Source organism: Enterobacter cloacae complex sp. P40C2 (genome assembly GCF_014930695.1).
GTDB lineage: Bacteria > Pseudomonadota > Gammaproteobacteria > Enterobacterales > Enterobacteriaceae > Enterobacter > Enterobacter pasteurii.
The window spans coordinates 1-25,612 of sequence record NZ_JADBRP010000004.1; the positions used below are offsets into that span (position 1 = coordinate 1).

Genomic DNA, 25,612 nt, shown 5'->3' on the forward strand with positions numbered 1-25,612 from the left:
GTAACGTTCGCCCGCGTCGATGGAGTCGTATTTGCCCCACGGACGGTACACTTCCCGGTGAATATGGTGCTCGTGACGGCCGTCGGCCTTGATCTTCTCCACCACTTTTTTGACGTCCTGCACGGCATTACGGTCGGCAATCAGCACCGCGTCTTTGGTCTGCACCACCACCAGATCCTTCACCCCGACAGTGGTGACCAGGCCAGACTCGGCGTAGACGTAGCTGTTTTCCGTTTTGTGGCTAATCACGTCGCCGTGATGGACGTTACCCTCCGGGGTATGCGCGCTGATCTCCCACAGGGATGACCAGGAGCCGACGTCGCTCCAGCCCGCATCCATCGGCACCACCACGGCGTCCGCCGTGCGCTCCATCACCGCGTAGTCAATGGACTCTTCCGGGCAGGCGAGGAAAGAGGCTTCATCCACGCGGATAAAGTCGAGATCCGGATCCACCACCGCCATCGCTTTCTCGCAGGCGCTTAAGATATCCGGGCGATATTTTTCCAGCTCTTCCAGGTAACGCCCGGCGCGGAACAGGAACATACCGCTGTTCCAGTAATATTCACCGCTGGCAACGTAGGCCTGCGCGGTTTCCAGATTAGGTTTTTCGACGAACTGGGCCACGTCAAAGGCCACGCTGTCGCCCTCGCCTGGCGTCACGCTGCCGCGTCGAATGTAGCCATAGCCGGTTTCCGGCAGATCCGGCACAATGCCGAAGGTCACCAGCTTGCCGCGCTCGGCGTAAGGAATGGCCGCACGTACCGCGTCGCGGAACGCCTCTTCCTGCTGGATAACGTGGTCAGCCGCCAGCACCAGCATCAGCGGATCGCAGTCCGGGCTGCTGCGTTTCGCCGCCAGCGCCGCCAGGGCGATAGCGGGCGCGGTGTTACGGCCGGCAGGCTCCAGAATGATATTTTCGGTGAGTTTGTTCAGCTGGCGCAGCTGCTCGGCAACGATAAAGCGGTGCTGTTCGTTACAGATCACCACCGGGCTTTCGCACTCCACGCCGTGCAGACGGTTAACCGTCGTTTGCAGCATGGTGAGGTCGCCCTTCAGGCAAAGAAACTGTTTTGGATAAAGCACGCGGGACAGTGGCCACAACCGGCTCCCGGATCCACCCGCCATTACGACCGGATACAAAGTGGTTTGACTCATGATTTATCCCCGTATATCTGCAATAAATTGGCTCAGCACGTTCTCTTTCTCGAGCGTGCGTTCGGCATATTCACGTGCCACCGTGTTCTCTTTTGGCATGGCAAGCGCCTGCTCTATTCCGGTCACCAGCGCGGGAACCGATTCCGGCTCCACGCAAACGGCAATGCCCGGGTAGCTGTTGCACAGCTGGCCTAATTCGGTATCGGCTTCTGCCGTTATTACCGCGTTGCCGCCCACCGCCAGAATGTTGGTCAGCTTGGACGGCAGCACCGCATCCGCCGCGCCGCGTTTTTGCACCACCAGATGGCAGTCCGCCATTTTCAGCAGCGCGGGCAGCGCGTCATAAGACTGAAGCGGGAAGAAGCGGACGTTGGTCAGGCCGCGCTCGCTGGCCATTTTTTCCAGGCGCGCCTTGCCGCCGCCCTGCCCGACAATCACGAACGTCCACGGGTGTTCGCTCAGCTGAAGCGCGGCGTCAATCACGCTCTCCAGCCCCTGTTTTTCGCCGATGTTGCCCGAGTAAAGGATGATTTTATGACCATCAGGCAAACCGAGCTGCGCGCGTAACGCCTGCGCGTCGCTTTCCGTTACGTCACGAAAACGCGCCACTTCGGACCAGTTCGGGAAGAAGATCACCTTCCGGGCCGGGACGCCCTTCTCCTGCGCCTTGTTCATCATCGAGCGCGAGATGGTGGAGACGTAATCCACGTTGAGCAGCCCGCTGCGCTCGAAGGCGCTGGCGAGCTTCGCCACCTTGCCGCCCTTGCCCTTGCCCGCCATCCCGAGGCCGAGCATCGCGTCCACTTCATAATCCTGGATGTGCAGCAGGGTGCGCGCGCCGGAGAGTTTGCCCAGCAGGCGCATGCCCGGCGTGCAGAACAGCGTTGGCACCACGCCGATGATGCGATCCGGCTTCCAGCGGCGCTGCGCCATCAGCGGGAAGAAGCTGCTCAGGGCAAAGCTGCCCAGATGAATTAAACGTTTCAGCGTCGAGGGCTGCTTCGGCACGTAGAGCGGGCAGCGCCAGACGGTCGCCGCGCCCTCTTCGCGGCGATAGCGCCAGCTTGAATAGCGCTCGCCTACCTTCCACTCCGGGTAGTACGGCGGCGCGGTGATGACCCGCACGTCGTGCCCCTGGCTCGCCATCCACTCGACCATCTCGCCGGTGTATTTCCCGATGCCGGTCAGCTCCGGCGAGTAGTTGATTCCATACACCAAAATTTTCATAAGCCCGGCACTCCGGACTGACGATCTGCCAGGAAATAGGCACGACTGTTGTCGTGCACATTGTCGCTGGCAAGCAGCGCCTCTGGCGTCAGCCAGCGGTAGTCGTCATGCTGAGAATCAGGCAGACGCAGGTCTGCCTCACTCACCTTCAGGCGGAACCCCAGCACGATGTAGTGCGTGGTAAAGTCCGTGCCTGAAAAGTTATCGTCATAGAAGTGCTGCCAGACCCCGTAAAACTGGCCCGCTGCCATCGGCAGCTGCTGGCCCAGTTCCGCCAGAGTGAGACGCTTAAACGCATCGCTCAGCGTCTCATCCTTCTGCACGCGCCCGCCGGGCACGAACCAGAAGCCCTGTGCAGGACGATTGGTTCGTTTCCCCAGCAAGAACTCGCCGCGTTCGTTCTCCACGATCAAGTCAACTGAAATGAGCGGAGTGGAACGAACGATCGTGGCAAAATCTTCCTGACTTAAAAACATCATTACCCCCGGAAGCGGTGCTGGTTTTCCAGGAACCACTGGTAGGTGCTGGCCAGCCCCTGCTCCAGCGACACCTCGTGATACCAGCCCAGCTGATGCAGACGGGTCACGTCCAGCAGCTTGCGCGGCGTGCCGTCCGGTTTGGTGGCGTCAAACACCACGCGGCCCTTGTAGCCCACCACCTGCGCGATGGTCTGTGCCAGCTCGCGAATGGTGCAGTCGACGCCGGTACCCACGTTGATGTGCGAAAGCATCGGCTCGGTGTTTTCCTGCCACACCTCGCGATCCAGCTCCATCACGTGAATGCTGGCAGCCGCCATATCGTCTACGTGCAGGAACTCGCGCATCGGCGTACCGCTCCCCCACACCACCACGTCCGGCGCGTTTTCGGCTGTCGCCTCGTGGAAGCGGCGCAGCAGCGCCGGGATCACGTGCGAGTTGCTCGGGTGGAAGTTGTCGTGCGGACCGTACAGGTTAGTCGGCATCACCGAGCGATAGTCGCGGTTGTACTGACGGTTGTAGGACTCGCACAGCTTGATCCCGGCAATTTTGGCAATCGCGTACGGCTCGTTGGTCGCTTCCAGCGTGCCCTGCAGCAGTTCGCTTTCGGCGATCGGCTGCTTCGCCATTTTCGGGTAGATACAGGATGAGCCGAGGAACAGCAGCTTGTTCACGTTGTGCAGATGCGCCGCGTGAATAATGTTGCTCTCAATCATCATGTTCTCGTAGATGAAATCCGCCGGGTAGGTGTTGTTAGCGACAATGCCGCCCACCTTTGCCGCCGCCAGATACACCTGGTCGATACGCTCGCTGGCAAAAAAGTCCTGCACCGCTTTGCTGTCAAGCAGGTTCAGCTCGTCGCGGGTGCGAACCAGCACCTCAACGTCACCGCGCTGCTCCAGCTGGCGGACAATCGCGGAACCCACCATTCCGCGATGGCCGGCGACAAAAATACGTTGTTTGGTCATTCTCAGGACTCCAGCGCGATGGCAACCTCGTAGCCATGAGACTTGAGCAGAGAGTGTTTTTTCGCTGCTTCAAGATCTTTGGCCACCATCTCGGATACCATCTCCTGCAGAGTGGTTTCTGGTTTCCAGCCCAGCTTCTCGTGCGCTTTGGTTGGGTCGCCCAGCAGGGTTTCCACTTCAGCAGGACGGAAGTAACGCGGGTCAACCTGGACAATCACGTCGCCTGGCTTCACGCCCGGCGCGTCGTGGCCGGTCACGGAAACCACGATACCCTTCTCTTCCACGCCGGTGCCTTCGAAGCGCAGCTTGATACCCAGCTGTGCCGCGGCCATCTCAACGAACTGACGCACGGAGTACTGCACGCCGGTCGCGATGACGAAGTCTTCTGGCTGCTCCTGCTGAAGCATCATCCACTGCATCTTCACGTAGTCTTTCGCATGGCCCCAGTCGCGCAGGGAATCCATGTTGCCGAGGTGCAGGCAGGATTCCAGACCCTGAGCAATGTTGGCGATAGCGCGGGTGATTTTGCGGGTCACGAAGGTTTCGCCGCGACGCGGGGATTCGTGGTTGAACAGGATGCCGTTACAGGCGTACATGCCGTAGGATTCACGGTAGTTCACGGTGATCCAGTACGCGTACAGCTTCGCTACCGCATACGGAGAACGTGGATAGAACGGCGTGGTCTCTTTCTGCGGGATTTCCTGCACCAGGCCGTACAGCTCGGAGGTGGATGCCTGGTAGAAGCGGGTTTTCTTCTCAAGACCGAGGAAGCGAATCGCTTCCAGCAGACGCAGGGTACCCATGGCGTCAACATCAGCGGTGTATTCCGGAGATTCGAAAGAAACCGCAACGTGGCTCATCGCCCCCAGGTTGTAAACTTCATCCGGCTGCACTTCCTGCAGGATGCGGGTCAGGTTGGAGGTATCGGTCAGGTCGCCGTAATGCAGATGGAATTTCGGGTTAGCCGCATGAGGATCCTGGTAAATGTGATCGACACGCTCGGTGTTGAATGAAGAAGCACGACGCTTAATACCGTGAACTTCATAACCTTTTTCCAGCAGCAATTCTGCCAGGTAAGAACCATCCTGCCCGGTAACGCCGGTGATGAGAGCGACTTTAGACATGTTTATATTCCTCTGTACTTATCAAAGTTTTTCAGTTTCAACGCGTTCGCGTATCACCACTGCGGGGTTGCCACGGCAAACTTTATTTGCCGGTAGCGATTTAAAAACGCTGCTGCGAGCACCTACAACCGTGCCCTCGCCAACAGAAACACCCGGTGCAACAAATACATCCGTTGCCAGCCAGCATTTTTCGCCGATCGCAATTGGCGAAGCGGTAATATCAAAATGCGGGCTCATAAAATCGTGGCTGCCGGTGCACAAATAACACTTCTGTGAAACCACCGAATTTGCGCCAATCGTAATCTCGCCCAGGGTATATAACACCGCGTCATCCCCTACCCAGGCGTAATCCCCAAGCGTTAATTTCCAGGGGTAGGTAATTTTTACCGAAGGTCGAATGACTACGTTTTTTCCGATTTTTGCGCCAAACAGGCGCAATAAAAATGCTCGCCAGCGGTACATTATCTGCGGCGACCAGGCAAATAACGTTGCCTGTACGGCCCACCACAGCTGAACTTTAATACCGCTCCCGCCCCGAAAGCCTTTCGGCACGGAGAATCCGTTTAATTCCTGCATTACATTTCCTTATATCTCAGGCTTTGTTATATAAGGCTTTCGCTTTACCCGTCGTTTTCAGACGTAATAAATAAGATAATTCCGCCCAGAACCCCGGCACGCGTAATATTTTACGCTGCACGTTTTTTGCATCCTGGCACAATTCCAGATTATTCGAGGTTGACACGCCGCCCATTGAAAATTCAGATACCAGCCCTTTAATACGACGGAACGGGTAACCGGATTTGTACAGGCTGGCGGCCAGGGCATAATCGGACGACACTTTATATTGCAAATCGTAAGGCTGCTTTTTCAGGCCACTCATCGGGAAGAAAATAGCCTGATGGCTGGCCGGCAGGCTGTGGTAGATATACCAGCCGGGCTTCGCGCCGCGCAGCACTTTTTTCCCATCACCGAAATCAAGCAGCGCATCACCGATAAACATGGCGTCCTCTTTCTGGCGCGCGAGCTGACGGGCAAATAACGCCACGTCTTCATGGAACACGTCGCCGGAATTGAGGAAGATGGCGTAACGGCCCTGCGCCATCGCGATGCCTTTATTCATCGCATCGTAAATGCCTTTATCTTTCTCGCTGATGTAGCGCAAGTTGAACTCACCGTTGAGTTTTTCGAGAAACTCTGCCGTGCCGTCGTTCGAGCCGCCATCGACCACGATCCACTCAAAGGTGAGGCTCGGATCGCGCGCCAGGTTGCGCAGCGAGCGCCAGGTTTTTACCACCCCTTCGTAATTACGAAAAGCGACAGTAATGACGCTAAGAAACATAAATCACCTCATTTCGTCATACGCTCGTAATATTCAGCGCCTTGCGCAAAATAAACGGGCAGACAATCAAGAAAGCATATTCCGGGCTAAATATTGACCCGGTGAAAAACAACGACACCGGTGTGAACAGATAAAGCTGCACGCGAAAGTTTTGGTTATCACCAAACGCGTTAATCATCATTTTGAAAACTTTAAACAGATACCACAGCGTCAACAGTACGGCGAACCAGGAAAAATAAATAATTAACAGATACAGACCATTGTCTATGGTTTTACCGACATCCGCACCGTTAAAGATTCCGAATGATGCAACATATTCGTAAAGTGAGCCGAATCTTACTACGCCATCAATATGGGTTAAGGAATAACCCACCATCACCAGTGGACCGATGATACGATAATAGGACGAAGAGCCTTCCGTTCCCAAATCACCCAGGCGTTCTGAGATGTACGGAAACGCAAATATTACGCCCACTAAAAACACCGTCAGGGAGATAATCGCCAGCGGCAGTTTTTTCTTAATCGCCTCTTTGTTCAGGTACTGGAACGCCCACTCCAGCAGGTAAAACAGGATAAACGTCATTACCCCGGAGAACGACCCAGACAGAACGATTCCTGCAAGAATCATAGCATCGGTTTTAGGGGTTTTGATACCGAACTGTTTGATGCTGAGCCAAATTGAGATTAATGCCAGAGCAAAGAACGCCGGTTCAAAATAGAGCGCCGTGGTTCGCTTGCCGCCAAACTTAATGAAGTTCAGTACATAGCTGTTACTGTATATAAGATATTTCGAAATTATTTCCATCAGGCTACTGCCGCCCGTCATAATAATTTGCGCCATCTCCAGTGCCGCAAGCACGACAATCATCCCAACGACAATATAAAAGAACCTGAGGATTTTCCTATAATTGTGCGGCGAGATAGTTTTAAAGCGAATACTCCAGACCATGCCAATAATTATGACGATATAAACAAACAGCATGGTGGAGGTGACATATTTGCTGGCATCCAGCGACTGGCCAAAGATGTAGTTAAACGCCGTCAGGCCAAACCCGATGCCCAGCGCAATCATCAGCTTTTTAAGGTTGAGCCTGTCAACGTAAAGCAACAGCAGAACCGGCAGGAAGGTGACGATGGTGATCGGGAAGCTTTCGCCGAGCTGGGCAATCTTGACGTTGACCAGCAGGTAGATCAGCGGCAGCAGCAGATAGCTACAGATTCTGATAGAACGAGACATACTCCTCCAGCATCTGTTGTCCACTGTAGGCCTTGCGGCTGCGGTTGCGGAACGATTCCAGGTCGGTGCCAAAAACGGCCTGAGCGATGTCGGCCTTCGGCATCTGCACCAGCGGCAGCACCTCGTTTTCGCTGAAGGTTTTTCCGCCTGATTTCTCCAGCACTTCACGCGCCGCGTCGCTGTGGGTTGCGATGACCGGCACGCCAATAGAGAGCGCTTCGCACAGGATCAGCGGATAGTTGTCTACCCTCGAGCTGAACACCAGCGCGTCCATGCCGTTGAGGGCGCTCATCAGCTTGCGCTTGTCGGTTTCGAACCCGTGATTCACCACGTTCGCCCCTTCAAACGGGGAAAATTTGCCGAAGGTGTGCAGTTCAATCCTGTCGCCGAGCGCCATCATGTCGCGCACCAGCTGCTGGTTGGTTTTGCCGTCGTAGCGCAGATCGTGGGCGACGATAGCGATTTTCGGCTGGCCCGCCGTTTCCGCCACCGGCGTCAGTTCCGCCAGAATCTCTTCCGTCGCCACGTCGATACCGTTGTTAATAATCCTGCAGCGCCCTGCCCCGTACAGGCTGTTGAAGGCGTCCGCCACGTGCTGGCTTGGGGAAATAAAGGTACAGCCGAGCGCGAGCATGTCGCGGAACAGCTGACGCTTACCGTCAACCAGCTGGTGCGCGCGATCCACCTTCACCGGCGGATAGTTGCTCAGGGTCGGGCACTTCTGGCAGGCGTTTCTCCAGCCTTCACAGCCGTCGGTAAAGGCGCAGCGGCCGGTCACGCTCCAGTGATCGTGCAGCGTCCAGACGAATCGGACGTCCGGCTTATACGCTTTTACCTTGCCGCAAAACGCCACCACCTCCTCCAGATTCAGCCAGTAGCTGTGCAGCACGTGAAAGTGCAGCACAACCGGGCCGCTGGTGCGGGTAACGGTGCGGTAGAGATTATTCAGGTTGCCGAACAGGTCGCGGTTAAACAGGCGGAACAGCGCAATATTGGCGATGGAGGTCAGACGCGGCGTCTGCTTCAGCACCTGCGGATAGTTATCATGGCTGACGCTTTTCTTGCCGCCCTTGCCGTAACCGTAAACAAAGCGCGACTGTAACCCTTTTTGCAGCGCGCGCTGGTGCAGATCCAGCGCTACGCCAGCCGCCCCGCCCTCGGCGAGGCGCACGTTAAATTGCAGAATGTTCATTTAATCACCTTCACGCGGGCTTTTTCGCCCACTACCAGCGCGTTGTCCGGAATGCTGTCCAGCACCACGCTGCCTGCGCCAATCGTCACGTTATTGCCTACGGTAATATCACCAACGATCACCACGTTCGCGCCCAGCTCGACGTTATTGCCGATTACCGGACAGGCCAGGCTGTCTGGCCCGCGGTTGCCGATCGTCACCGCGTGGCGAATGGTGAAATCATCGCCCGCGACAACGAACTTGTTGATGACAACCCCATAGCCGTGGTGAATGGTAAAGCGGCGGCCGATGGTGGCGGCAGCCTGAATTTCGTAGCCAAAAAAGCATTCGGTGATGATGCGGTAGAGCACCAGCACCGGCGCGGCCCAGAGGTTATTTAAGACATTTTTCTTGCGCCACACGGAGCAAAAGTGCGCAATGCGGTAGGCCAGAACCATGCAGCACGGGCGCAGGCTCCAGCTGTTTGCGCGGCAATCTTCCAGAAACATTATTTCCCCCGAAGTCCATCGGCCAGACGCTTGCCGTTACGCACGGACAGCAGCGTCAGCAGGGTGCGCCAGTTCATGCGCTTGTTGCGGATCTGATAGAGGGTAAAGAGCTGATACTTCCGGCTGGCACGGTCAAACTTGTCCTTGTGCTTGCGGTAAAAGTGGAAGTAGCCCGAGAATTTTTTCGGTGACGAGGTGATTTGCATCTCCCCGTGGTTGATGTGCAGGATCTGCGTGGCCTCTTCTACCTTCCATGGCTCGCCGTACTCCACCACCATGCGCAGGAAGATGTCGTAGTCCTGCGCGGCCTTCAGTTCGGTATCGAACAGGCACTCCTTAAAGCGCCAGGCCCAGGTAAAGACCTGATTGCCAATAATGTTGCGCTTGTAGAACAGGCGGCGGGAATACGGCGATTTCGGATACAGCGGCAGGCTTGCCGGCTGGGAGTACACCTCGCCCTGACAGACATAGTCGTTAGCGTACAGAAACGCGTGGGTCACCAGCTGCGCCTTGTGCGACAGGAAGATCGACAGACGGTTTGGCGTCCATTCATCATCGTCGTCGATGCCGGTGAGATACTGCCCTTTCGCCTGCATAATCGCCTGGTTGCGCACCGCGCACGCCCCGGAGTTGATGGCGTTGTGCGTGTACATCACGCGCGGATCGTTCAGGTCTTCGACAAACTTTTGCAGCTGTTCGTAAGAGGAGGAACAGTCATCCACGATGATAAGTTCCCAGTTATCGTAGTCCTGACGCAGCACCGATTTAATCGCGCGGATCGCCAGCTGCTGACGATTCCATGTCGGCATATAGATAGAAATTAAAGGGCGTTGTGTGGTCATATTTTTCTCCTACCCCTCACCCCGGCCCTCTCCCCACAGGGGAGAGGGTGAAAGGCGCACCGAACAGTCCCCTCTCCCTTCAGGGGAGAGGGTTAGGGTGAGGGGTGTGGGGTGTGTTTTGTTATTTACTGTCAGACTTATATTCGTACTCGTAATAACCGTAATCCTGATAGCCCGTCGCGCGGCGGAAGATGGAGTTCAGGATCACCCCCTTCACCTCAATACCGTTCTGCTCGAAGCGGCTCAGGCTGGTTTCCACTTCCTTCAGGGTGTTCACCGCGTAGCGTGCGACCATCAGCGTGGTGCCCGCGTGGCGTCCGACCACGGCGGCATCGGTTACGGCCAGAATCGGCGGCGTATCGATCAGCACCAGGTCATAGTTTTTGCTCGCCCACTCAATCAGCTGCGTGAAGCGCTCGCTCATCAGCAGTTCAGACGGGTTCGGCGGTACCTGGCCGCGCGGGATCAGGTCAAATTTCGGAATCGAGGTCGGCTTGGCGCTCTCGCTGATTTCCCCTTTACCGAGCAGGATCTCCGACAGGCCGTTAACGTTGTTGGTGCCCAGCAGCTCGTGGGTGTAGCCCTTACGCATATCGCAGTCGATCAGCAGCACGCGCTTGTTGGTCTGGCTCACCACCGCCGCCAGGTTGGCACAGACGAAGGTTTTACCAATTGACGGGCTAACGCCGGTCATCATCAGAACGTTGTTTTTGGCCTGCATCATGGCGAAGTGGAGGCTGGTACGCAGGCTGCGTACCGCTTCAATCGCCAGATCGGTAGGGTTACCCACGGCCAGCAGCTGGCTCTGCTTGTAGCGCTTAACGCCCTTGACGGTTTTGACGCTGTCACGGGACTTCTGCCACTCGGAGAGCGGAATGCTCGCGTAAACGCTGATGCCGTTCTCTTCCAGCACCTGCGGGCTTTCGATACCGCGGTTGAACAGGGAGCGCAGCAGCACGCCGACGATGGAGAGCATCAGGCCCAGAATAATGCTGCCGAGGATAATCAGCGCTTTCTTCGGCTTCAGCACGCCAGGCTGGGTGATCGCCGGGTCAACGATACGCACGTCACCGACGGTGCTGGCCTCGGTGATTTTCAGCTCCTGCTGTTTGTTCAGCAGCTGCATGTAGACCTGCTGGCCGGATTCCACATCACGCGTCAGGCGCACGATTTCCTGCTGCGTCTTCGGCATCGCGGTTACGCGGTCGTTCAGCTTCGCTTTTTCTTCTTCCAGGGTACGACGTTTCTCCAGCAGCGTGCGGTAGGCCGGGTGACGTTTGGTGTAGAGCTTGGAAATTTCCGCCTCTTTGAAGGTCAGCTCGTTCAGCTGCGCATCAATATTGACCATTGAGTCGAGAACCGATTTCGCCTCCAGCGGCAGGTCGACGGAGTCTTTATCCTGACGGTAAGCGTTCAGCTTGTTCTCGGCGTCGTCCAGACGCGCGCGCACTTCCGGCAGCTGTTTGCTGAGGAACGCCAGGCTTTTCGCCGCTTCCGCAGACTTGCGCTCAATATTTTGCTCAAGGTAGTTGCGGGTGATGCTGTTCAGGATGTCGCGGATTTTGTCCTTATCTTCACCGGTGAAGGTCATGCTCAGAACACCGGTGTCCTTGCCGTTTTCGGTGACGGTGAGGTTGTTTTGCAGGTTGTTGATCATCCCGAGGGTAGAGAATTTAGTAATCGTAAACTCGCCGCCCTCGTGCGCGTTGATGGCGCCTACCCTGAAGCTGACGCCGTCTTTGGTCAGCATCTGCCCCACTTCACCGCGCGCGCTGAAGCCCGCGTCGCTGGTCAACTGATACTGTTTTGGCCCCAGCACGGTAAGGGTAAAGACCTGGTCCCCTGCCCCTTTTGGTATCACGAAGTCGGTGACTTTTACCGTATCGTTACTGCGCCCCATCAGGCGATCCCAGCCTGCACCAAACACCGGGAAAGTGTTTTTCGTAACCGCAATATCCAGCCCCAGATCGTGAACCGTTTTGCCCAGCACCAGGCGCGACTGGATCAGCTGAATTTCGGCTTCGGATGCCGGTGGCTTGTTGGCCAGCGCCGAGCCGATATCCTGAACCAGCGAGTTACCGGTGTTTTGTTCAATCTGCACCAGCGCGTCGGCGCTGTAGATTGGCGTCGCGAACAGCGTATATATGACCGCCGCCACGGCAAAGACGGCGGTAATACCCAGCACCCACCATTTCGCTTCAATAACGGTGCCGACCAGGCGACCGATATCAATTTCATCACTGCCCGACGTCGGGGCGGCAGAAGCTTTTGTTTTTTCTGTCATTGTTATCCCTGCTGAGCTTTCAGTGCCTGCGCCCACTGGCGGGCAGACTGGTCTAGTAAGGTGTATACCGCCTCAAAGGCCTCGCGGCTCTTGCGATACGGATCGGGAATTTCGCGCTCACCGTCCCAGTGACCAAACAGCATCACCTTGCCGCGCATCTCCGGTGCGATATCGCACAGCGCGTGAATGTGGCGTTTTTCCATCGCGAGGATCAGGTCATATTCCCGGCACATCCGGCCAGAGACCTGACGGGCAACGTGCCCGTCGAGTGAGAGGTTATGTTCGAGGGCTACGCTTGAGGCGCGCTCGTCGGCGCCTTTACCAACCAGCGCCCCCAGCCCTGCGGAGTCGACCGTTAACCCAGGCTGGTAATTTTTCAGCAGCCTTTCAGCCGTGGGGGAACGGCAAATGTTCCCCACGCACACCACCAGAATTTTGTTAAACATCGCGGCTTACCAGGTATGAATGTCGCTCGCCGTATCCGTCATGTAGCGAACGCCACTGATGGTAGGCAGCAACTGGTTGATCAGACGGTTCCAGCGGGCAACCGGCGCGGTGGTGACATAGACCACATCGTACGGCTGCAGGCGGAACGCCGTAGCCATGACCAGGGACGTCGCGTCGGACATATCCAGCTGGTAGATGTTGGCAATCTTGCCTTTCGCGTTCTCGCCCTTGATCGGACGGATCACGAAGATACCGCTGGCGTTGGAGGCGGTCAGATCGATGCCTTCCGCATTGCCCAGCGCTTCGGTCAGGGTCATACCGCTGAAGTCCATCTTGAGGGTGCTCTGTTTCTTCACTTCACCCATCACGAACACTTTCAGATCGTCGTTGCGCGGCACGTACAGAATGTCGCCCGGATAGAGCAGGCGGTTCTGGGTCAGGTCGCCGTTTTGCATCAGCGCCTGGAGGGAGATGCGCTGCTCTTTACCGTTGTGGGTGAGCACCACGTTGCGCCAGTCGGCGCCATCGGTTAAACCGCCCGCGGCGTTGATCGCATCCAGTACCGTGAGCGGTACGTTGGTAATGGCCTGCTGACCGGACTTATTGACCTGGCCGGAGATATAGGCTTTCTGGGATCGGAACGCGGCGATATTAACGTCCACCTGCGGGTCAGCAATGTACTGCGCTAAGCGGCCGGTAATATCACTACGGATCTCAGCAAGCGTTTTGCCCGCAACATGCACTTTGCCAATGTAGGGATAGAACATGGTGCCATCGGACTGTACCCAGTTACCGGTGTCGCTTGAGCTGCGGTACTGGCCCGCAGGGGTGGTCAGTTCCGGGTGATCCCAGACGGTGACGTTAATCACGTCACCGGGACCTACGCGGTACTGATAAGACGCAATTTCCTGGTCCAGAGACATATTTGGCTGAGCAACATTTGGACGTGGGCGTAATTGTTCCACCAGCCGTGGGGTTAATGGATACACATTCACCATTTTGTCGAGATCAAAATCAGCGTCCTGCTGCTTAATCACATCCTTGCCCATTGTTGACATATTGCTGCCGGGAAAGACCGTGCAACCACTCATCAAGGTCACAGACACCAATAATGGCATCAATTTCATTTTGGATTTCATCATTGATTATTTATCACTTTGGCAGAGTAATTATCCTGTGCAATTTAAATAAGCGCGGGTCGTGGTGACAATCAGAATGCAGTTAATCATTTAGCAATTTAACTGGCATCAGTCCTAAAAAAAGCTTATTCATCCATTGGCTATTGACAGAATAATTGAGGCTGATTCACACGCTTTCAGGCACGCTACCGCCCTTGGCTTTCAGTTACCAATCCACTGACTAAACAATGCTTTATGGATAGACACCCTCTTAATCAAGGCCATTTGCAAAATATATCAGCCACTTCGAACACGCGGCCGATAAAGAATAAACCTCGCAAAAGGCCAAAACTAAAATAGCAACAAGGAAATTTAACATTTGATGCTGGGAGAATTGTTGCAGCTAACCTAATAGCAGGCAAGGAGACAACCGTCCTAATATTGTTTTTTAAGATTAATATTAATAGCAAAGTTTTGAGGTTTTCGGATTTTCTTTATATTGACAAAACAGACGCCAAAACCATTCATTGCGATATATCCTAAATATCGTTCTTCGTAATTAAATCTTCGCAATTAACTTATTTACACCACGGGCAAATTCGGTTTTACCTTGAGGCAGCATTAAGAGAAATCTCAGCCCGGCATTGCAATTTCCCTCGGCTTTATCCATGATCGAAGTGTGACATTAGTCATATAACAGAAGGTATTGTGTTTACTATGGAATGGATTGCCGATCCATCGATCTGGGCCGGGCTGGTGACGCTGGTCGTCATTGAATTAGTGCTCGGCATTGATAACCTGGTGTTTATCGCCATCCTTGCCGATAAATTGCCTCCCTCGCAGCGCGACCGCGCGCGCGTGACGGGCCTGCTGCTCGCCATGGTGATGCGCCTGCTGCTGCTCGCCTCGATATCCTGGCTGGTTACGCTGACCAAACCCCTGTTCAGCGTGCAGAGCATGAGCTTTAGCGCCCGCGACCTGATAATGCTGTTCGGCGGGCTATTCCTGCTGTTCAAGGCCACGGTAGAGCTTAACGAGCGGCTGGAGGGTAAAGACAGCGAAAATCCCACCCAGCGACGCGGCGCAAAATTCTGGCCGGTGGTGGCGCAAATTGTGGTGCTGGACGCCGTCTTCTCTCTCGACTCCGTGATCACCGCCGTCGGGATGGTGGACCACCTGGCCGTCATGATGGCCGCCGTTATCATCGCCATCACCCTGATGGTGCTGGCGAGTAAAGCCCTGACGCGGTTTGTGAACAGCCACCCCACCATCGTGATCCTGTGCCTGAGCTTCCTGCTGATGATTGGCTTTAGCCTGGTGGCGGACGGATTTGGATTCCATATTCCGAAGGGGTATCTATACGCCGCGATTGGCTTCTCGGTGCTGATTGAGTTCCTGAACCAGCTGGCCATATTCAACCGCCGCCGTTTCCTTTCGGCGAACCAGACGCTGCGCCAGCGCACCGCAGATACGGTAATGCGCCTGCTGAGCGGCAAAAAAGAGGATGCCGAGCTGGATGCCGAATCCGCTGCGATGCTTGCCGATCACAGCGACGGACAGATATTCAACCCGCAGGAGCGACGCATGATTGAGCGCGTGCTTAACCTCAACCAGCGCTCGGTCAGCAGCATCATGACCTCCCGCCACGACATTGAGCACGTTGACCTGACGGCACCGGAAGAGCAGATCCGCGCGCTGCTGGATAAAAACCAGCACACCCGCGTGGTGGTTACCGGCGGGGAAGAGGAAGAAGAGCTGCTGGGCGTGGTGCACGTGATCGACCTGCTGCAGCAGCAGCTTCACGGCGAGCCGCTCAACCTGCGCGCGCTGGTGCGCCAGCCGCTGGTTTTCCCGGAAGCGCTGCCGTTACTCTCCGCGCTGGAGCAGTTCCGCAACGCGCGTACCCACTTCGCGTTTGTGGTGGATGAATTTGGATCGGTGGAAGGGCTGGTGACGCTCAGCGACGTCATGGAAACCATCGCCGGCAATCTGCCCAATGAAGTTGATGAGATCGACGCGCGCCACGACATCCAGAAGAACGCCGACGGTAGCTGGACCGCGAACGGCCACATGCCGCTTGAGGATCTGGTGCAGTTCGTCCCGCTTCCGCTGGACGAGAAGCGCGAATACCACACCATCGCCGGTTTGCTGATGGAGCATCTGCAACGCATTCCGCAGCCGGGGGAAGAAGTACAGGTGGGGGATTACACGATTAAAACGCTGCAGGTAGAGAGCCATCGCGTGCAGAAGGTTCAGCTGATACCGCTGCACGCTGCGGATGAAGCGGATTTTGAGGTTTAGGTAAAAGCAAAACGGCAACCTTGTTGCCGTTTTTAGTGTTTGCTCCCTCTCCCCGTGGGAGAGGGCCGGGGTGAGGGCATCAGGCCGCACATGCCGCCCGGCACAACAAACATCAAAGCTTATCCAGCAGCTTTTTCACGTCCTTGCCGGACTGAGACTCTTTATTACGGTCCGCCCAGTCATTCAGCCGACGTTTCGCTTCATCCTGAAGATGCTTACGCAGGATCTGGTCGACCTGCAGGCTGTAGTTCAGCTCCTGCCATTTCCCGTAAACGCTCAGCGGGATCGGCGTCTCTTTCAGGAACTCGACAAGCTCTCCCTCACCTTCCCAGCCGGCCATCACGCGCACCTTGAAGTGGGTGTCCGCCGTCTCTTTAACCAGATCCAGCGCTCCGTTCCCGGTCAGCGCCAGCAGAGACGAGGTCCCCTGCATCCCGTCCAGCGTTAGCTGACCGTTGTCGAGCGCCAGCTCGCTGGTAAAGCTGTCGAGACGGGTTGCGCTGTCGTAGTTCTCGTTCGCCTTCACGCTGCTGCTGCGCTCCACCGCCTGCTGCACCAGCTGCTGGAAGTTCAGCCCCTCCATGCGCGAGTCTTTCAGCTCCACGTGCGCCTTACCCTGCCAGCTGCGGCGGAAGGCGTCAGCATCAATCTTCGTGCCGGAGAAATCCCCCGCCAGCGTCAGCTGCCCCGTAAGGGCAATCGGATAGTTAAAGGCCTTCAGGATCGTGCCAATCTCGACGTTTTCCAGACGCGGCTGGAACGCGGCGCTGGCAACGTCGCTGCGCACGTCCAGGGTGCCCGGCAGCGAAAGGCTCCCGGCCCCCATTTTTCCGCTGAGGTCGGAGATAACCAGCAGGCCATTGCGGTTAAACATCTGGCTGCTGACGTCGGTAAAATCAATGCCGCGCCAGCGCACGGTGTTGGCCTTCAGCAGAATATCGGCGGTAAACCCGCGCAGGCCGTTGTAGTCAGGCCGATCGAGATTCGAGGAGATCACCGGACGCGACTGCGTTGCCTGGCTTTGGCCCACCTGGGTGACGGAGCCATCGGACGCGTTAACCGGCTGAGGCGCAAGCAGGTTCTCCAGGTTCAGCCTGTCAAATTGCAGATCCAGCACCCAACTGGGTTTCTCTGCAAGCGTGACGCTCGCCTGTCCCTTCAGGCTACTGTCGTTGGCCTGGAGGTTGAGCGCGTTCAGCTCCAGCTGCTTGCGCTCTTCGTGCCACACCGCCTGCATGGTGCCCTTTCCGGCAATCCCTTTCGTCGGTAAGTCTGCTCCGGTGAGCTGCCAGCTCAGCTGCTGAACGTCCGCCGTCAGCTGGTGCGGGTAGTCAGACGCGTTCACGTTGGCGTTTATCGACAGGTTGAGATCCCGCTGGTTGCGGTTGATGCGCCCGGAGAACTCCATGGTGGCGTTATGGCTGGCGTCCTGCTCCATTTTGAGATTGATATTGCGTACGGTGATCTGTTCGTCGTCCTCGTGCTGGAAAACCAGCACGCTGTCAGCCACTTTCAGATTAGCAATGTCAAACGACCAGCCGGCATCGGAGGGAACGTCAGGCAGGGTGTTTTCACGCGGCGCGACCGGCGCGTCCGCCTGGCGAACGGCCTCGGTCTGGGGGGTAAGCTGAATCACCGCCCCTTTCAGCATCACCTGATCCACCTGAAGCTGATGCGACAGGAGCGGAATGAGTGAGACATCAAGACGCATATTGTCCGCCGTGACCAGCGGCTGCGCGGCCCCCGGCGCGGTGAGCGACATGCGTCCTGAGAGAATGCTGAGCTGAGGCCAGACGTGCCAGCGCAGCGGCCCGTCCAGCTTGAGTTCATAACCGCTGCGCGCTTCAACCTGCCGCACCATATAAGCACGGAAGTCATTCGGATTAACCAGCAGAACTAACGCTGAAAGGCCAGCCACCAGCACCACCAGCAAAATCATCAGCGTCGTCAGAACTCTTCTCATGGCTTCCTCAGTGAACTTACAAATCAGTCTTTATCGATACGACTGGCAACCGCACCCTGCTGGTCGCGATATTTTGCGTCCTGGCGGCGGTTATAAGGACGGTCTGCCGGGCCTGTCAGCGGTTCAAAGCTCAGCGCACCGATCATCATCCCGGGACGCAGGGCCAGCGGCAGTTTACCGGCATTAAAGAACTCCAGCACGATTCGGCCCGACCAGCCCGGATCGATACGGTGCGCGGTGACGTGCACCATCAGGCCCAGGCGCGCCAGCGATGAACGTCCGTCAAGCCAGCCCACCAGATCCGCAGGCAGTGTGACGGATTCAAAGGTCACCGCCAGCGCCAGCTCACCCGGATGGAGATAAAACGCCTCTCCTTCTTCGATGACGATTTCGTCGCTCATGACGCGATCCAGCGCCGCGCTGACTTCGTCTTTCGGACCGCTCAGGTCGATAAACGGTGCCGTGTGGCCGCTGAAGGTGCGGAATTTATTCCCCAGACGCACGTCAACGGTCACGCCGTTAATACGCTCTACCGGCGGACGCGGGGTGATGGACAGACGGCCTTCATCCAGCCAGGCTTCTATATCGCGGTCACAAAGACGCATGGCACTTTCTCCTTTCGTGCATCGCGCCCTGAAGCCTTACGGGCTCAGGGCAAAACCAGGTTATCTCTGAACGGTACACAATTCACACGGCTTATTCAAAAAACTGACTGATTTTCGCTTTTAAGATATCAATTGCAATACGGTTTTTACCGCCGCGAGGCACGATAATATCGGCGTACTGTTTCGAAGGCTCAATAAATTGCAGGAACATCGGGCGAACGGTCTTTTGATATTGCGCCATCACGGAGTCCATGGAGCGGCCGCGTTCGTTAACGTCGCGTTTGATGCGACGCATCAGGCAGATATCCAGAGGGGTATCGACGAAAATCGAGAAGTTCATTGATTCGCGCAGGCGGGCGTCGGTGAGCAGCAAAATCCCTTCAAGGATAATGACCTTTTTCGGCTCGATGCGGATCGTTTCTCGGGTGCGGGTATGTTCTACGTAGCTGTAGACGGGCAGTTCAATGGCCTCGCCGCGCTTCAGCGCTTCCAGATGCTGGAACAGCAGGCTGTGATCCATTGCACTGGGGTGGTCGTAGTTGGTTTTTACGCGCTCTTCCATCGAAAGATGGGATTGATCTTTGTAATAGCTGTCTTCGGGAATAACACCGATATGCTCATCACCTACCTGTTCACGCAGTTCACGATAAAGCGTACTGGCAATAAGACTTTTACCTGAAGCCGATGCGCCGGCGATGCCTATGATGACGCACTGATGAGACTTATCAGTCATAAATTTAGCGACCTGATTAACCTGGATGTAAGGAAGGACGACGCCGGAGCGTCAAACGCGGCAATTATAGGGATTTCGGGGGCGTGATACCAGTCGAATGCGCAGGTTATGCGAGGCGGGCTGAAAAGTGCCGCTTCACGCCCTGAGCGAAATTTTTACGATCGCTTTTTCGACATTTGATCCCCTTTCTTCGCAGAGTAACTATTTTATAAGTCTATGAAGTCAAAATCTGAGCGCTCAGCATATGAATTGTAAAATGTTTGTACTAGCATAAACCAAATTAATGATTTCACGCGTCCGGACCTGGCTCCTGACAACACGGCGTCCCTGGATAGAGCGGTAATGAATAAACAATACCAGCGGGTTTTGGTTACTACCCCACATCCTTTACTGCGACTTGTCTGTCTGGGTCTCGTCACGTTCATTTTTACCCTGTTCTCCCTTGAGCTGACCCGCTTCGGATCGCTGCTGGCACCGCTGTGGTTCCCGACCTCCATTATGATGGTGGCGTTTTACCGCCATGCGGGAAAAATGTGGCCCGGCATCGCCCTCGCCTGCTCCTTTGGCAATATTTTTGCCTCGTGGATGCTCTTTTCATGGGACGCCATCAACCTAACCTACACGGCGATCAATATTATTGAGGCCTGTATTGGTGCGGTGCTGCTGCGTAAGCTGCTCCCCTGGTATAACCCGCTGCAAAACCTCAACGACTGGATCCGCCTTGCCGTCGGCAGCGCCCTGGTGCCGCCGCTGGTGGGCGGCATTCTGGTTCATTTTCTGGTTCCGGGCCCGGAGCCGCTGCGCAATTTTCTGTTCTGGGTACTTTCAGAAGCCATCGGCGCGCTGGCGCTGGTACCGTTAGGCCTGCTGTTTAAGCCGCATTACCTGCTGCGTCACCGCAACCCGAGACTGCTGCTGGAAACGCTGGTGACCCTGGTCATCACCCTGGCCCTGAGCTGGACGGCCATCACCTGGCTGCCGTGGCCGTTCACCTGCATCATCGTTTTACTGATGTGGAGCGCGGTACGCCTGCCGCGAATGGAAGCGTTTCTGATATTTTTATTCACCATCATGATGGTATCCCTGATGATGGTGCGAAACCCGCCCTCCATGACGCCGTCAAACATGATAGTGACGTTCAACGCGCCGTGGCTTCCCTTCCTGATGATGCTCCTGCCGGCCAACGTGATGACGATGGTGATGTATGCCTTTCGCGCCGAGCGTAAACACATCACGGAAAGTGAAGAACGTTTTCGTAACGCGATGGAGTATTCCGCGATTGGTATGGCGCTGGTGGGGATTGAGGGCCAGTGGCTTCAGGCCAATAAGGCGCTGTGCAATTTTCTCGGCTACAGCCAGACGGAGCTCCAGTCGCTCACGTTTCAGCAGCTAACCTGGCCCGAAGACTTAAATACCGACCTGGAACAGCTGGGACAGCTGATCAACGGAGAGATCAACAGCTACAGCCTCGAAAAGCGCTACTATACCCGCAACGGCGAGGTGGTCTGGGCGCTGCTGGCCGTCTCCGTTGTTCGCCATGCCGACGGCACGCCGCTCTACTTTATTGCCCAGATAGAAGACATCAACGACCTGAAACAGACCGAGTGGGTGAATAAGCGCCTGATGGAGCGCATCACGCTCGCCAACGAAGCCGGTGGGATTGGCATCTGGGAATGGGACCTGGAGCCGGACGTGATCAGCTGGGATAAGCGCATGTTTGAGCTGTACGAGATCCCTTCGCATATCAAGCCCACCTGGCAGCTCTGGCATGACGCCATCGTGCCGGAAGATCGCACCAACGCCGAACGGGTGCTGCGCGAGTCCCTCCAGGCGAGGGTGCCCTTCAAGCTGGAGTTTCGCATCCGCGTTAAGGGAGGCATTCGCCACATTCGTTCGCTGGCAAACCGGGTGCTGAACAAACACGGCCAGGTGGAACGCCTGCTGGGCATCAATATGGACATGACCGAGGTGAAGCAGCTTAACGAGGCGCTGTTCCAGGAAAAAGAGCGTCTGCACATTACCCTCGACTCCATCGGCGAAGCGGTGCTCTGCACCGACATCGACATGAACGTCACCTTTATGAACCCGGTCGCCGAGAAGATGAGCGGCTGGACGCAAAACGACGCGCTGGGTCAGCCCGTGCTGAAGGTGCTGCACATTACCTTCGGCGAGAATGGCCCGCTGATGGAGAACATCCACAGCGGGGATATGTCCCGTACCGATATCGAGCAGGACGTGGTGCTTAACTGCCGGAACGGCGGCAGCTTCGACATTCATTACAGCATCACGCCGCTGAGCACCCTGGACGGTCACAATATCGGCTCGGTGCTGGTGATTCAGGACGTGACCGAGTCGCGCAAAATGCTGCGCCAGCTGAGCTACAGCGCCTCCCATGACGCCCTCACCCGACTGGCGAACCGCGTAAGTTTCGAAAACCACCTTAAGCGCCTGCTGCAGACGGTACACGAGACGCATCAGCGCCACGCGCTGGTCTTTATCGACCTTGACCGCTTTAAGGCCGTGAACGATACGGCAGGCCACGCGGCAGGCGACGCCCTCCTGCGCGAGCTGTCTTCGCTAATGCTGACGATGCTGCGCTCCAGCGACGTGCTGGCGCGCCTGGGGGGCGACGAGTTTGGCCTGCTGCTCCCGGACTGCAACGTCGAAAGCGCGCGTTATATTGCGGGCCGGCTGATCGACGCTATCAATAACTACCATTTTTCCTGGGAGGGACGCCTGCACCGCATCGGCGCCAGCGCAGGTATTACGCTGATTGACGATAACAATCGTCTGGCCGCGGAAGTGATGTCGCAGGCCGACATCGCCTGTTACGCCTCGAAAAACAGCGGACGCGGCGTCGTCACCGTGTATGAACCCCAGCAGGAGCGGATCCACAGCATGCGCAGCATGATGTCGCTGGACGAGCAGTGGCACACGATCAAGGATAATCATCTGTTGATGATCGCGCGCAGCGTCGCCTCGCCGCGCGTGCCCGAGAGCAGCAGCTTCTGGCTGCTCTCAATGCGCCTGTGGACCAGCCAGGGCGAAGTGCTGGAAGAGCACGCCTTCCGCGCGGGGCTGGCGGAGCCGGAGCTGCTGCACGCCCTGGACCGGCGTATTTTCAGCGACTTTTTCCGCACCCATGCCGCGCAGGTGGCGGCGAAAGGGATGGGCGTCGCGCTGCCGCTGTCAGAAGCGGGTTTAGCCAGCGTTACGCTGGTGGACGAACTGCTCGACCTGATTGCACGCGGTCCGCTGCCGGCGCGTCTGCTGCATCTGATGATATCCGTCGACGTGCTGAGCAATGCGGACGAAAACGTGCAGCAGGGCCTGCAAAAGCTTCGTCACGCCGGCTGTCGGGTGGTGTTAACCCGCGTGGGGCGCGATATCAACGTTTTCAGCCGCCTCAGCGCCAGCACCGCAGACTATCTGCTGCTGGATACGGACGTGGTGACGAACGTTCACGGCAACCTGATGGACGAGATGATGGTAACGATCGTTCAGGGTCACGCCCAGCGTCTGGGGCTAAAAACCATTGCCGGGCCGTGTAACCAGTCGATCATGATGGACACGCTGTCAGGCATCGGCATTGACTATATCTTCGGCGATACCATCGGAGAAGCGCAGCCGCTCGATCTACTGCTTAACACCAGCTATTTCGCCATCAACTGACGGCGACCAGCCGTCGGTATACCAGATATGTAACAGCGCATACGAGCGCCACGGCTGCCAGCGTTCGGCATAGCGACGGATCTGAGCAGGCGTCATTCCGGCAAAACGCTGCTTAATCAGGTAATCATCCGACAGAAAAACATCCTTCGCCTGCCAGCCGCGCAGGGCCAGATAGCTGGCAGTCCAGCGCCCGATGCCGGGCCGCTGCTGTAAAGCCTTCAACCCGGCCTCGATATCCGCGGGCGGGAAGAGCGGAAAGTCACCGTCCACTACCGACTGCGCCAGATGAATCAGCGACTCCGCACGCTTCAGCGGCATCCCGAGGGCCTTAAGCGCCAGAGGATCCGCAGCAGCGACCGCCTCTGGCGAAGGAAAGCAGAGATACCCCGGCGCGTCCGCAATCGGTTCGCCGCACAGCGCCACCACCCGCGACGCCAGCTTTGCCGCCATCGCCACGCTCACCAGCTGGCCGAGAATGGCGCGCACGCCCTGCTCCCAGGCATCCACGGCGCCCGGCAAACGTAGCCCCGGACGTGCCGCACCGAGCTCGCCGAGGGTCTGCGCTATCCGCTGCGGATCGCAGGCGAGATCGAACAGGCGGGCAATGCGGTCAAGACATGTTTCCGCCACCGGGATCAGGCCCGGGCTCAGCGTCACGGCCAGCGTATGGGTTGCGCAGTCCGGCGTGACGCGAAAAACGCCCTGATGCCCCTCGTAGCCGAAGCTCCGCTCGTAGTAATCGTCCGTAACGGTTTCAACCCCCGTGACCGCACGCGCCGCAAGAAAGCCAAACATCCACTGCCAGTCGTAGGGGGGTTGCCAGTTCAGGGTGTACATCGTCTCTCCTTTTTTGTTCACCTCAGCATAAACCGAAAGACCGCGTTGCGCCTTGCTTTCATATTCCTGTTGTCGCCTGGCAGACATTTCGCTAAAGTCTCGCCCCTTCTCACCGGCATGGGGATTTATCGTGTTTATTGGATTCGACTACGGCACCGCAAACTGCTCGGTTGCCATCATGCAAAACGGACAACCGCAGCTCCTGAAAATGGAAAACGGCAGTGCGCTGCTGCCCTCCATGCTCTGTGCGCCCACGCGCGAAGCGGTAAGCGAGTGGCTGTTCCGCCACCATCAGGTGCCGGCCACCGCGGCTGAATCGCAGGCGCTTCTGCGTCGGGCCGTCAGCTTCAACCGGGAAGAAGATATTGAGGTTACGCCGTCCAGCGTGCAGTTCGGCCTTTCCTCCCTCGGGCACTACATCGAGGATCCGGAAGAAGTTTACTTCGTTAAATCGCCTAAATCCTTCCTGGGCGCCAGCGGGCTGAAGCCGCAGCAGGTCGCGATGTTCGAAGACCTGGTTTGCGCCATGATGCTGCACATCCGCAATCAGGCCCAGTCACAGGTGCCGGACGCCATCACCCAGGCCGTGATTGGCCGCCCAATCAACTTCCAGGGGCTGGGTGGCGACGAGGCTAACCGGCAGGCGCAGGGGATCCTCGAGCGCGCGGCGCACCGGGCAGGCTTTCGCGACGTGGTGTTCCAGTATGAGCCGGTTGCCGCGGGGCTGGATTTTGAAGCCACGCTGGCGGAAGAAAAACGCGTGCTGGTTGTGGACATCGGCGGCGGTACCACCGACTGCTCGCTGCTGCTGATGGGGCCGCAGTGGCACCACCGCCGCGATCGCGAAAACAGCCTGCTGGGGCACAGCGGCTGCCGCGTGGGCGGTAACGATCTGGATATCGCCCTGGCGTTCAAGAGCCTGATGCCGCTGCTCGGCATGGGCGGACAGACCGAAAAAGGGATCGCCCTGCCGATCCTGCCGTGGTGGAACGCCATCGCGATTAACGACGTGCCCGCACAGAGTGATTTTTACAGCACCGCCAACGGCCGTTTCCTGAACGATCTGGTGCGCGACGCGCAGGATGCGGAGAAGGTCGCGCTGCTGTATAAGGTGTGGCGTCAGCGTCTGAGCTACCGCGTGGTACGTACTGCCGAAGAGAGCAAAATTGCCCTTTCCGATCGTCCTGAGCATACCGCTTCGCTGCCGTTCATCAGCGACGATCTGGCGACGGCTATCACCCAGGACGGTCTGGAGCTGGCGCTCGCCCAGCCGCTGCAGCGCATTCTGGAGCAGGTACAGCTGGCGCTGGATAACGGCAAGGTGAAGCCGGATGTTATCTACCTGACCGGCGGTAGCGCCCGTTCACCGCTTATCAAAAAAGCGCTGGCGGAACAGCTGCCGGGCATTCCGATTGCCGGTGGCGATGACTTTGGCTCCGTTACGGCAGGACTGGCCCGCTGGGCGCAGGTGATGTTTAGCTAGCGTTGGTGCGGTCTGGTGCCCTCACCCCGACCCTCTCCCTGTGGGAGAGGGTGCAAACACCAAAAACGGCAACGGATGTTGCCGTTTTGCGTTTACCTCCATTCAGACCATTCCTGACAGT

General features: G+C 57.1%; 21 protein-coding genes. 3 read left to right on the forward strand and 18 right to left on the reverse strand.

Annotated elements, in window-relative coordinates; all coding sequences use genetic code 11:
* From IM304_RS09425 to IM304_RS09490, 14 genes are all read right to left on the reverse strand, one after another.
* Positions 1-1,155: mannose-1-phosphate guanylyltransferase/mannose-6-phosphate isomerase (locus IM304_RS09425; protein ID WP_193362877.1), on the reverse strand; the 1,155-nt coding region annotated here is incomplete at its 3' end.
* A gap of 3 nt (positions 1,156-1,158) precedes the next feature.
* A complete protein-coding gene (gene wcaI, locus IM304_RS09430) occupies positions 1,159-2,382 on the reverse strand; it encodes a colanic acid biosynthesis fucosyltransferase WcaI (RefSeq protein ID WP_148418235.1) in 1,224 nt (407 codons plus the stop codon).
* On the reverse strand, positions 2,379-2,858 hold the full coding sequence (locus IM304_RS09435; RefSeq protein ID WP_193355645.1) for a GDP-mannose mannosyl hydrolase: 480 nt from the start codon (positions 2,856-2,858) through the stop codon (positions 2,379-2,381). The genes wcaI and IM304_RS09435 overlap by 4 nt, the downstream gene beginning before the upstream one ends.
* 2 nt (positions 2,859-2,860) lie before the next feature.
* The gene (locus tag IM304_RS09440) at positions 2,861-3,826 is read right to left on the reverse strand and encodes a GDP-L-fucose synthase (RefSeq protein ID WP_148418236.1); all 966 of its coding nucleotides are present in this window, start codon (positions 3,824-3,826) and stop codon (positions 2,861-2,863) included.
* A gap of 2 nt (positions 3,827-3,828) precedes the next feature.
* Complete coding sequence (gene gmd, locus IM304_RS09445; RefSeq protein ID WP_003863514.1) at positions 3,829-4,950, reverse strand: GDP-mannose 4,6-dehydratase; 1,122 nt, start codon at positions 4,948-4,950, stop codon at positions 3,829-3,831.
* A gap of 21 nt (positions 4,951-4,971) precedes the next feature.
* On the reverse strand, positions 4,972-5,526 hold the full coding sequence (gene wcaF, locus IM304_RS09450) for a colanic acid biosynthesis acetyltransferase WcaF (protein WP_193355562.1): 555 nt from the start codon (positions 5,524-5,526) through the stop codon (positions 4,972-4,974).
* A gap of 16 nt (positions 5,527-5,542) precedes the next feature.
* Positions 5,543-6,289: a colanic acid biosynthesis glycosyltransferase WcaE gene (wcaE, locus tag IM304_RS09455; RefSeq protein ID WP_193355563.1), complete on the reverse strand. Its 747-nt coding sequence runs from the start codon at positions 6,287-6,289 to the stop codon at positions 5,543-5,545.
* A gap of 16 nt (positions 6,290-6,305) precedes the next feature.
* Positions 6,306-7,526 carry a colanic acid polymerase WcaD gene (gene wcaD / locus IM304_RS09460; RefSeq protein ID WP_193355564.1) on the reverse strand — a complete coding sequence of 407 codons (1,221 nt, stop codon included), beginning with the start codon at positions 7,524-7,526 and terminating at the stop codon, positions 6,306-6,308.
* Positions 7,501-8,718, reverse strand: a complete 1,218-nt coding sequence (wcaC, locus tag IM304_RS09465; RefSeq protein ID WP_193355565.1) for a colanic acid biosynthesis glycosyltransferase WcaC — start codon at positions 8,716-8,718, stop codon at positions 7,501-7,503. Before wcaC ends, wcaD begins: the two co-directional genes overlap by 26 nt.
* Entirely contained in the window at positions 8,715-9,206 is a 492-nt protein-coding gene (gene wcaB, locus IM304_RS09470) for a colanic acid biosynthesis acetyltransferase WcaB (protein ID WP_148418241.1), read from the reverse strand. Before wcaB ends, wcaC begins: the two co-directional genes overlap by 4 nt.
* On the reverse strand, positions 9,206-10,048 hold the full coding sequence (gene wcaA / locus IM304_RS09475; RefSeq protein WP_017693085.1) for a colanic acid biosynthesis glycosyltransferase WcaA: 843 nt from the start codon (positions 10,046-10,048) through the stop codon (positions 9,206-9,208). The genes wcaB and wcaA overlap by 1 nt, the downstream gene beginning before the upstream one ends.
* Positions 10,049-10,169: 121 nt before the next feature.
* Positions 10,170-12,332: a tyrosine-protein kinase Wzc gene (gene wzc / locus IM304_RS09480; protein ID WP_193355566.1), complete on the reverse strand. Its 2,163-nt coding sequence runs from the start codon at positions 12,330-12,332 to the stop codon at positions 10,170-10,172.
* Positions 12,333-12,334: 2 nt separating this feature from the next.
* Positions 12,335-12,778: a low molecular weight protein-tyrosine-phosphatase Wzb gene (gene wzb, locus IM304_RS09485; protein ID WP_148418243.1), complete on the reverse strand. Its 444-nt coding sequence runs from the start codon at positions 12,776-12,778 to the stop codon at positions 12,335-12,337.
* A 6-nt stretch (positions 12,779-12,784) separates the two neighbouring features.
* On the reverse strand, positions 12,785-13,921 hold the full coding sequence (locus tag IM304_RS09490; protein WP_148418244.1) for a polysaccharide export protein: 1,137 nt from the start codon (positions 13,919-13,921) through the stop codon (positions 12,785-12,787).
* A gap of 693 nt (positions 13,922-14,614) precedes the next feature.
* Here IM304_RS09490 and IM304_RS09495 point away from each other — a divergent pair.
* Complete coding sequence (locus IM304_RS09495) at positions 14,615-16,198, forward strand: TerC family protein (RefSeq protein WP_148418294.1); 1,584 nt, start codon at positions 14,615-14,617, stop codon at positions 16,196-16,198.
* Positions 16,199-16,310: 112 nt separating this feature from the next.
* Here the strand turns inward: IM304_RS09495 and asmA are convergent, their stop codons facing one another.
* The 3 genes from asmA to udk all read right to left on the reverse strand — a co-directional run bounded on the left by asmA (position 16,311) and on the right by udk (position 19,499).
* Entirely contained in the window at positions 16,311-18,161 is a 1,851-nt protein-coding gene (gene asmA, locus IM304_RS09500) for an outer membrane assembly protein AsmA (RefSeq protein WP_193355567.1), read from the reverse strand.
* 23 nt (positions 18,162-18,184) lie between these two features.
* A complete protein-coding gene (dcd, locus tag IM304_RS09505; protein WP_006811250.1) occupies positions 18,185-18,766 on the reverse strand; it encodes a dCTP deaminase in 582 nt (193 codons plus the stop codon).
* A gap of 91 nt (positions 18,767-18,857) precedes the next feature.
* A complete protein-coding gene (gene udk, locus IM304_RS09510; RefSeq protein WP_148418246.1) occupies positions 18,858-19,499 on the reverse strand; it encodes a uridine kinase in 642 nt (213 codons plus the stop codon).
* A gap of 342 nt (positions 19,500-19,841) precedes the next feature.
* Between udk and IM304_RS09515 the strand changes: the two genes are divergently transcribed.
* Positions 19,842-23,171 carry a diguanylate cyclase gene (locus tag IM304_RS09515; RefSeq protein WP_193355568.1) on the forward strand — a complete coding sequence of 1,110 codons (3,330 nt, stop codon included), beginning with the start codon at positions 19,842-19,844 and terminating at the stop codon, positions 23,169-23,171.
* On the opposite strand, the gene alkA is transcribed toward IM304_RS09515, so the two are convergent.
* On the reverse strand, positions 23,136-24,008 hold the full coding sequence (gene alkA, locus IM304_RS09520) for a DNA-3-methyladenine glycosylase 2 (protein ID WP_193355569.1): 873 nt from the start codon (positions 24,006-24,008) through the stop codon (positions 23,136-23,138). The genes IM304_RS09515 and alkA overlap by 36 nt on opposite strands.
* 130 nt (positions 24,009-24,138) lie before the next feature.
* Here alkA and yegD point away from each other — a divergent pair, with 130 nt between their 5' ends.
* Positions 24,139-25,491 (forward strand): molecular chaperone, encoded by a 1,353-nt coding sequence (gene yegD / locus IM304_RS09525; RefSeq protein WP_193355570.1) that lies wholly within the window; start codon positions 24,139-24,141, stop codon positions 25,489-25,491.
* Positions 25,492-25,612 lie beyond the last annotated feature (121 nt).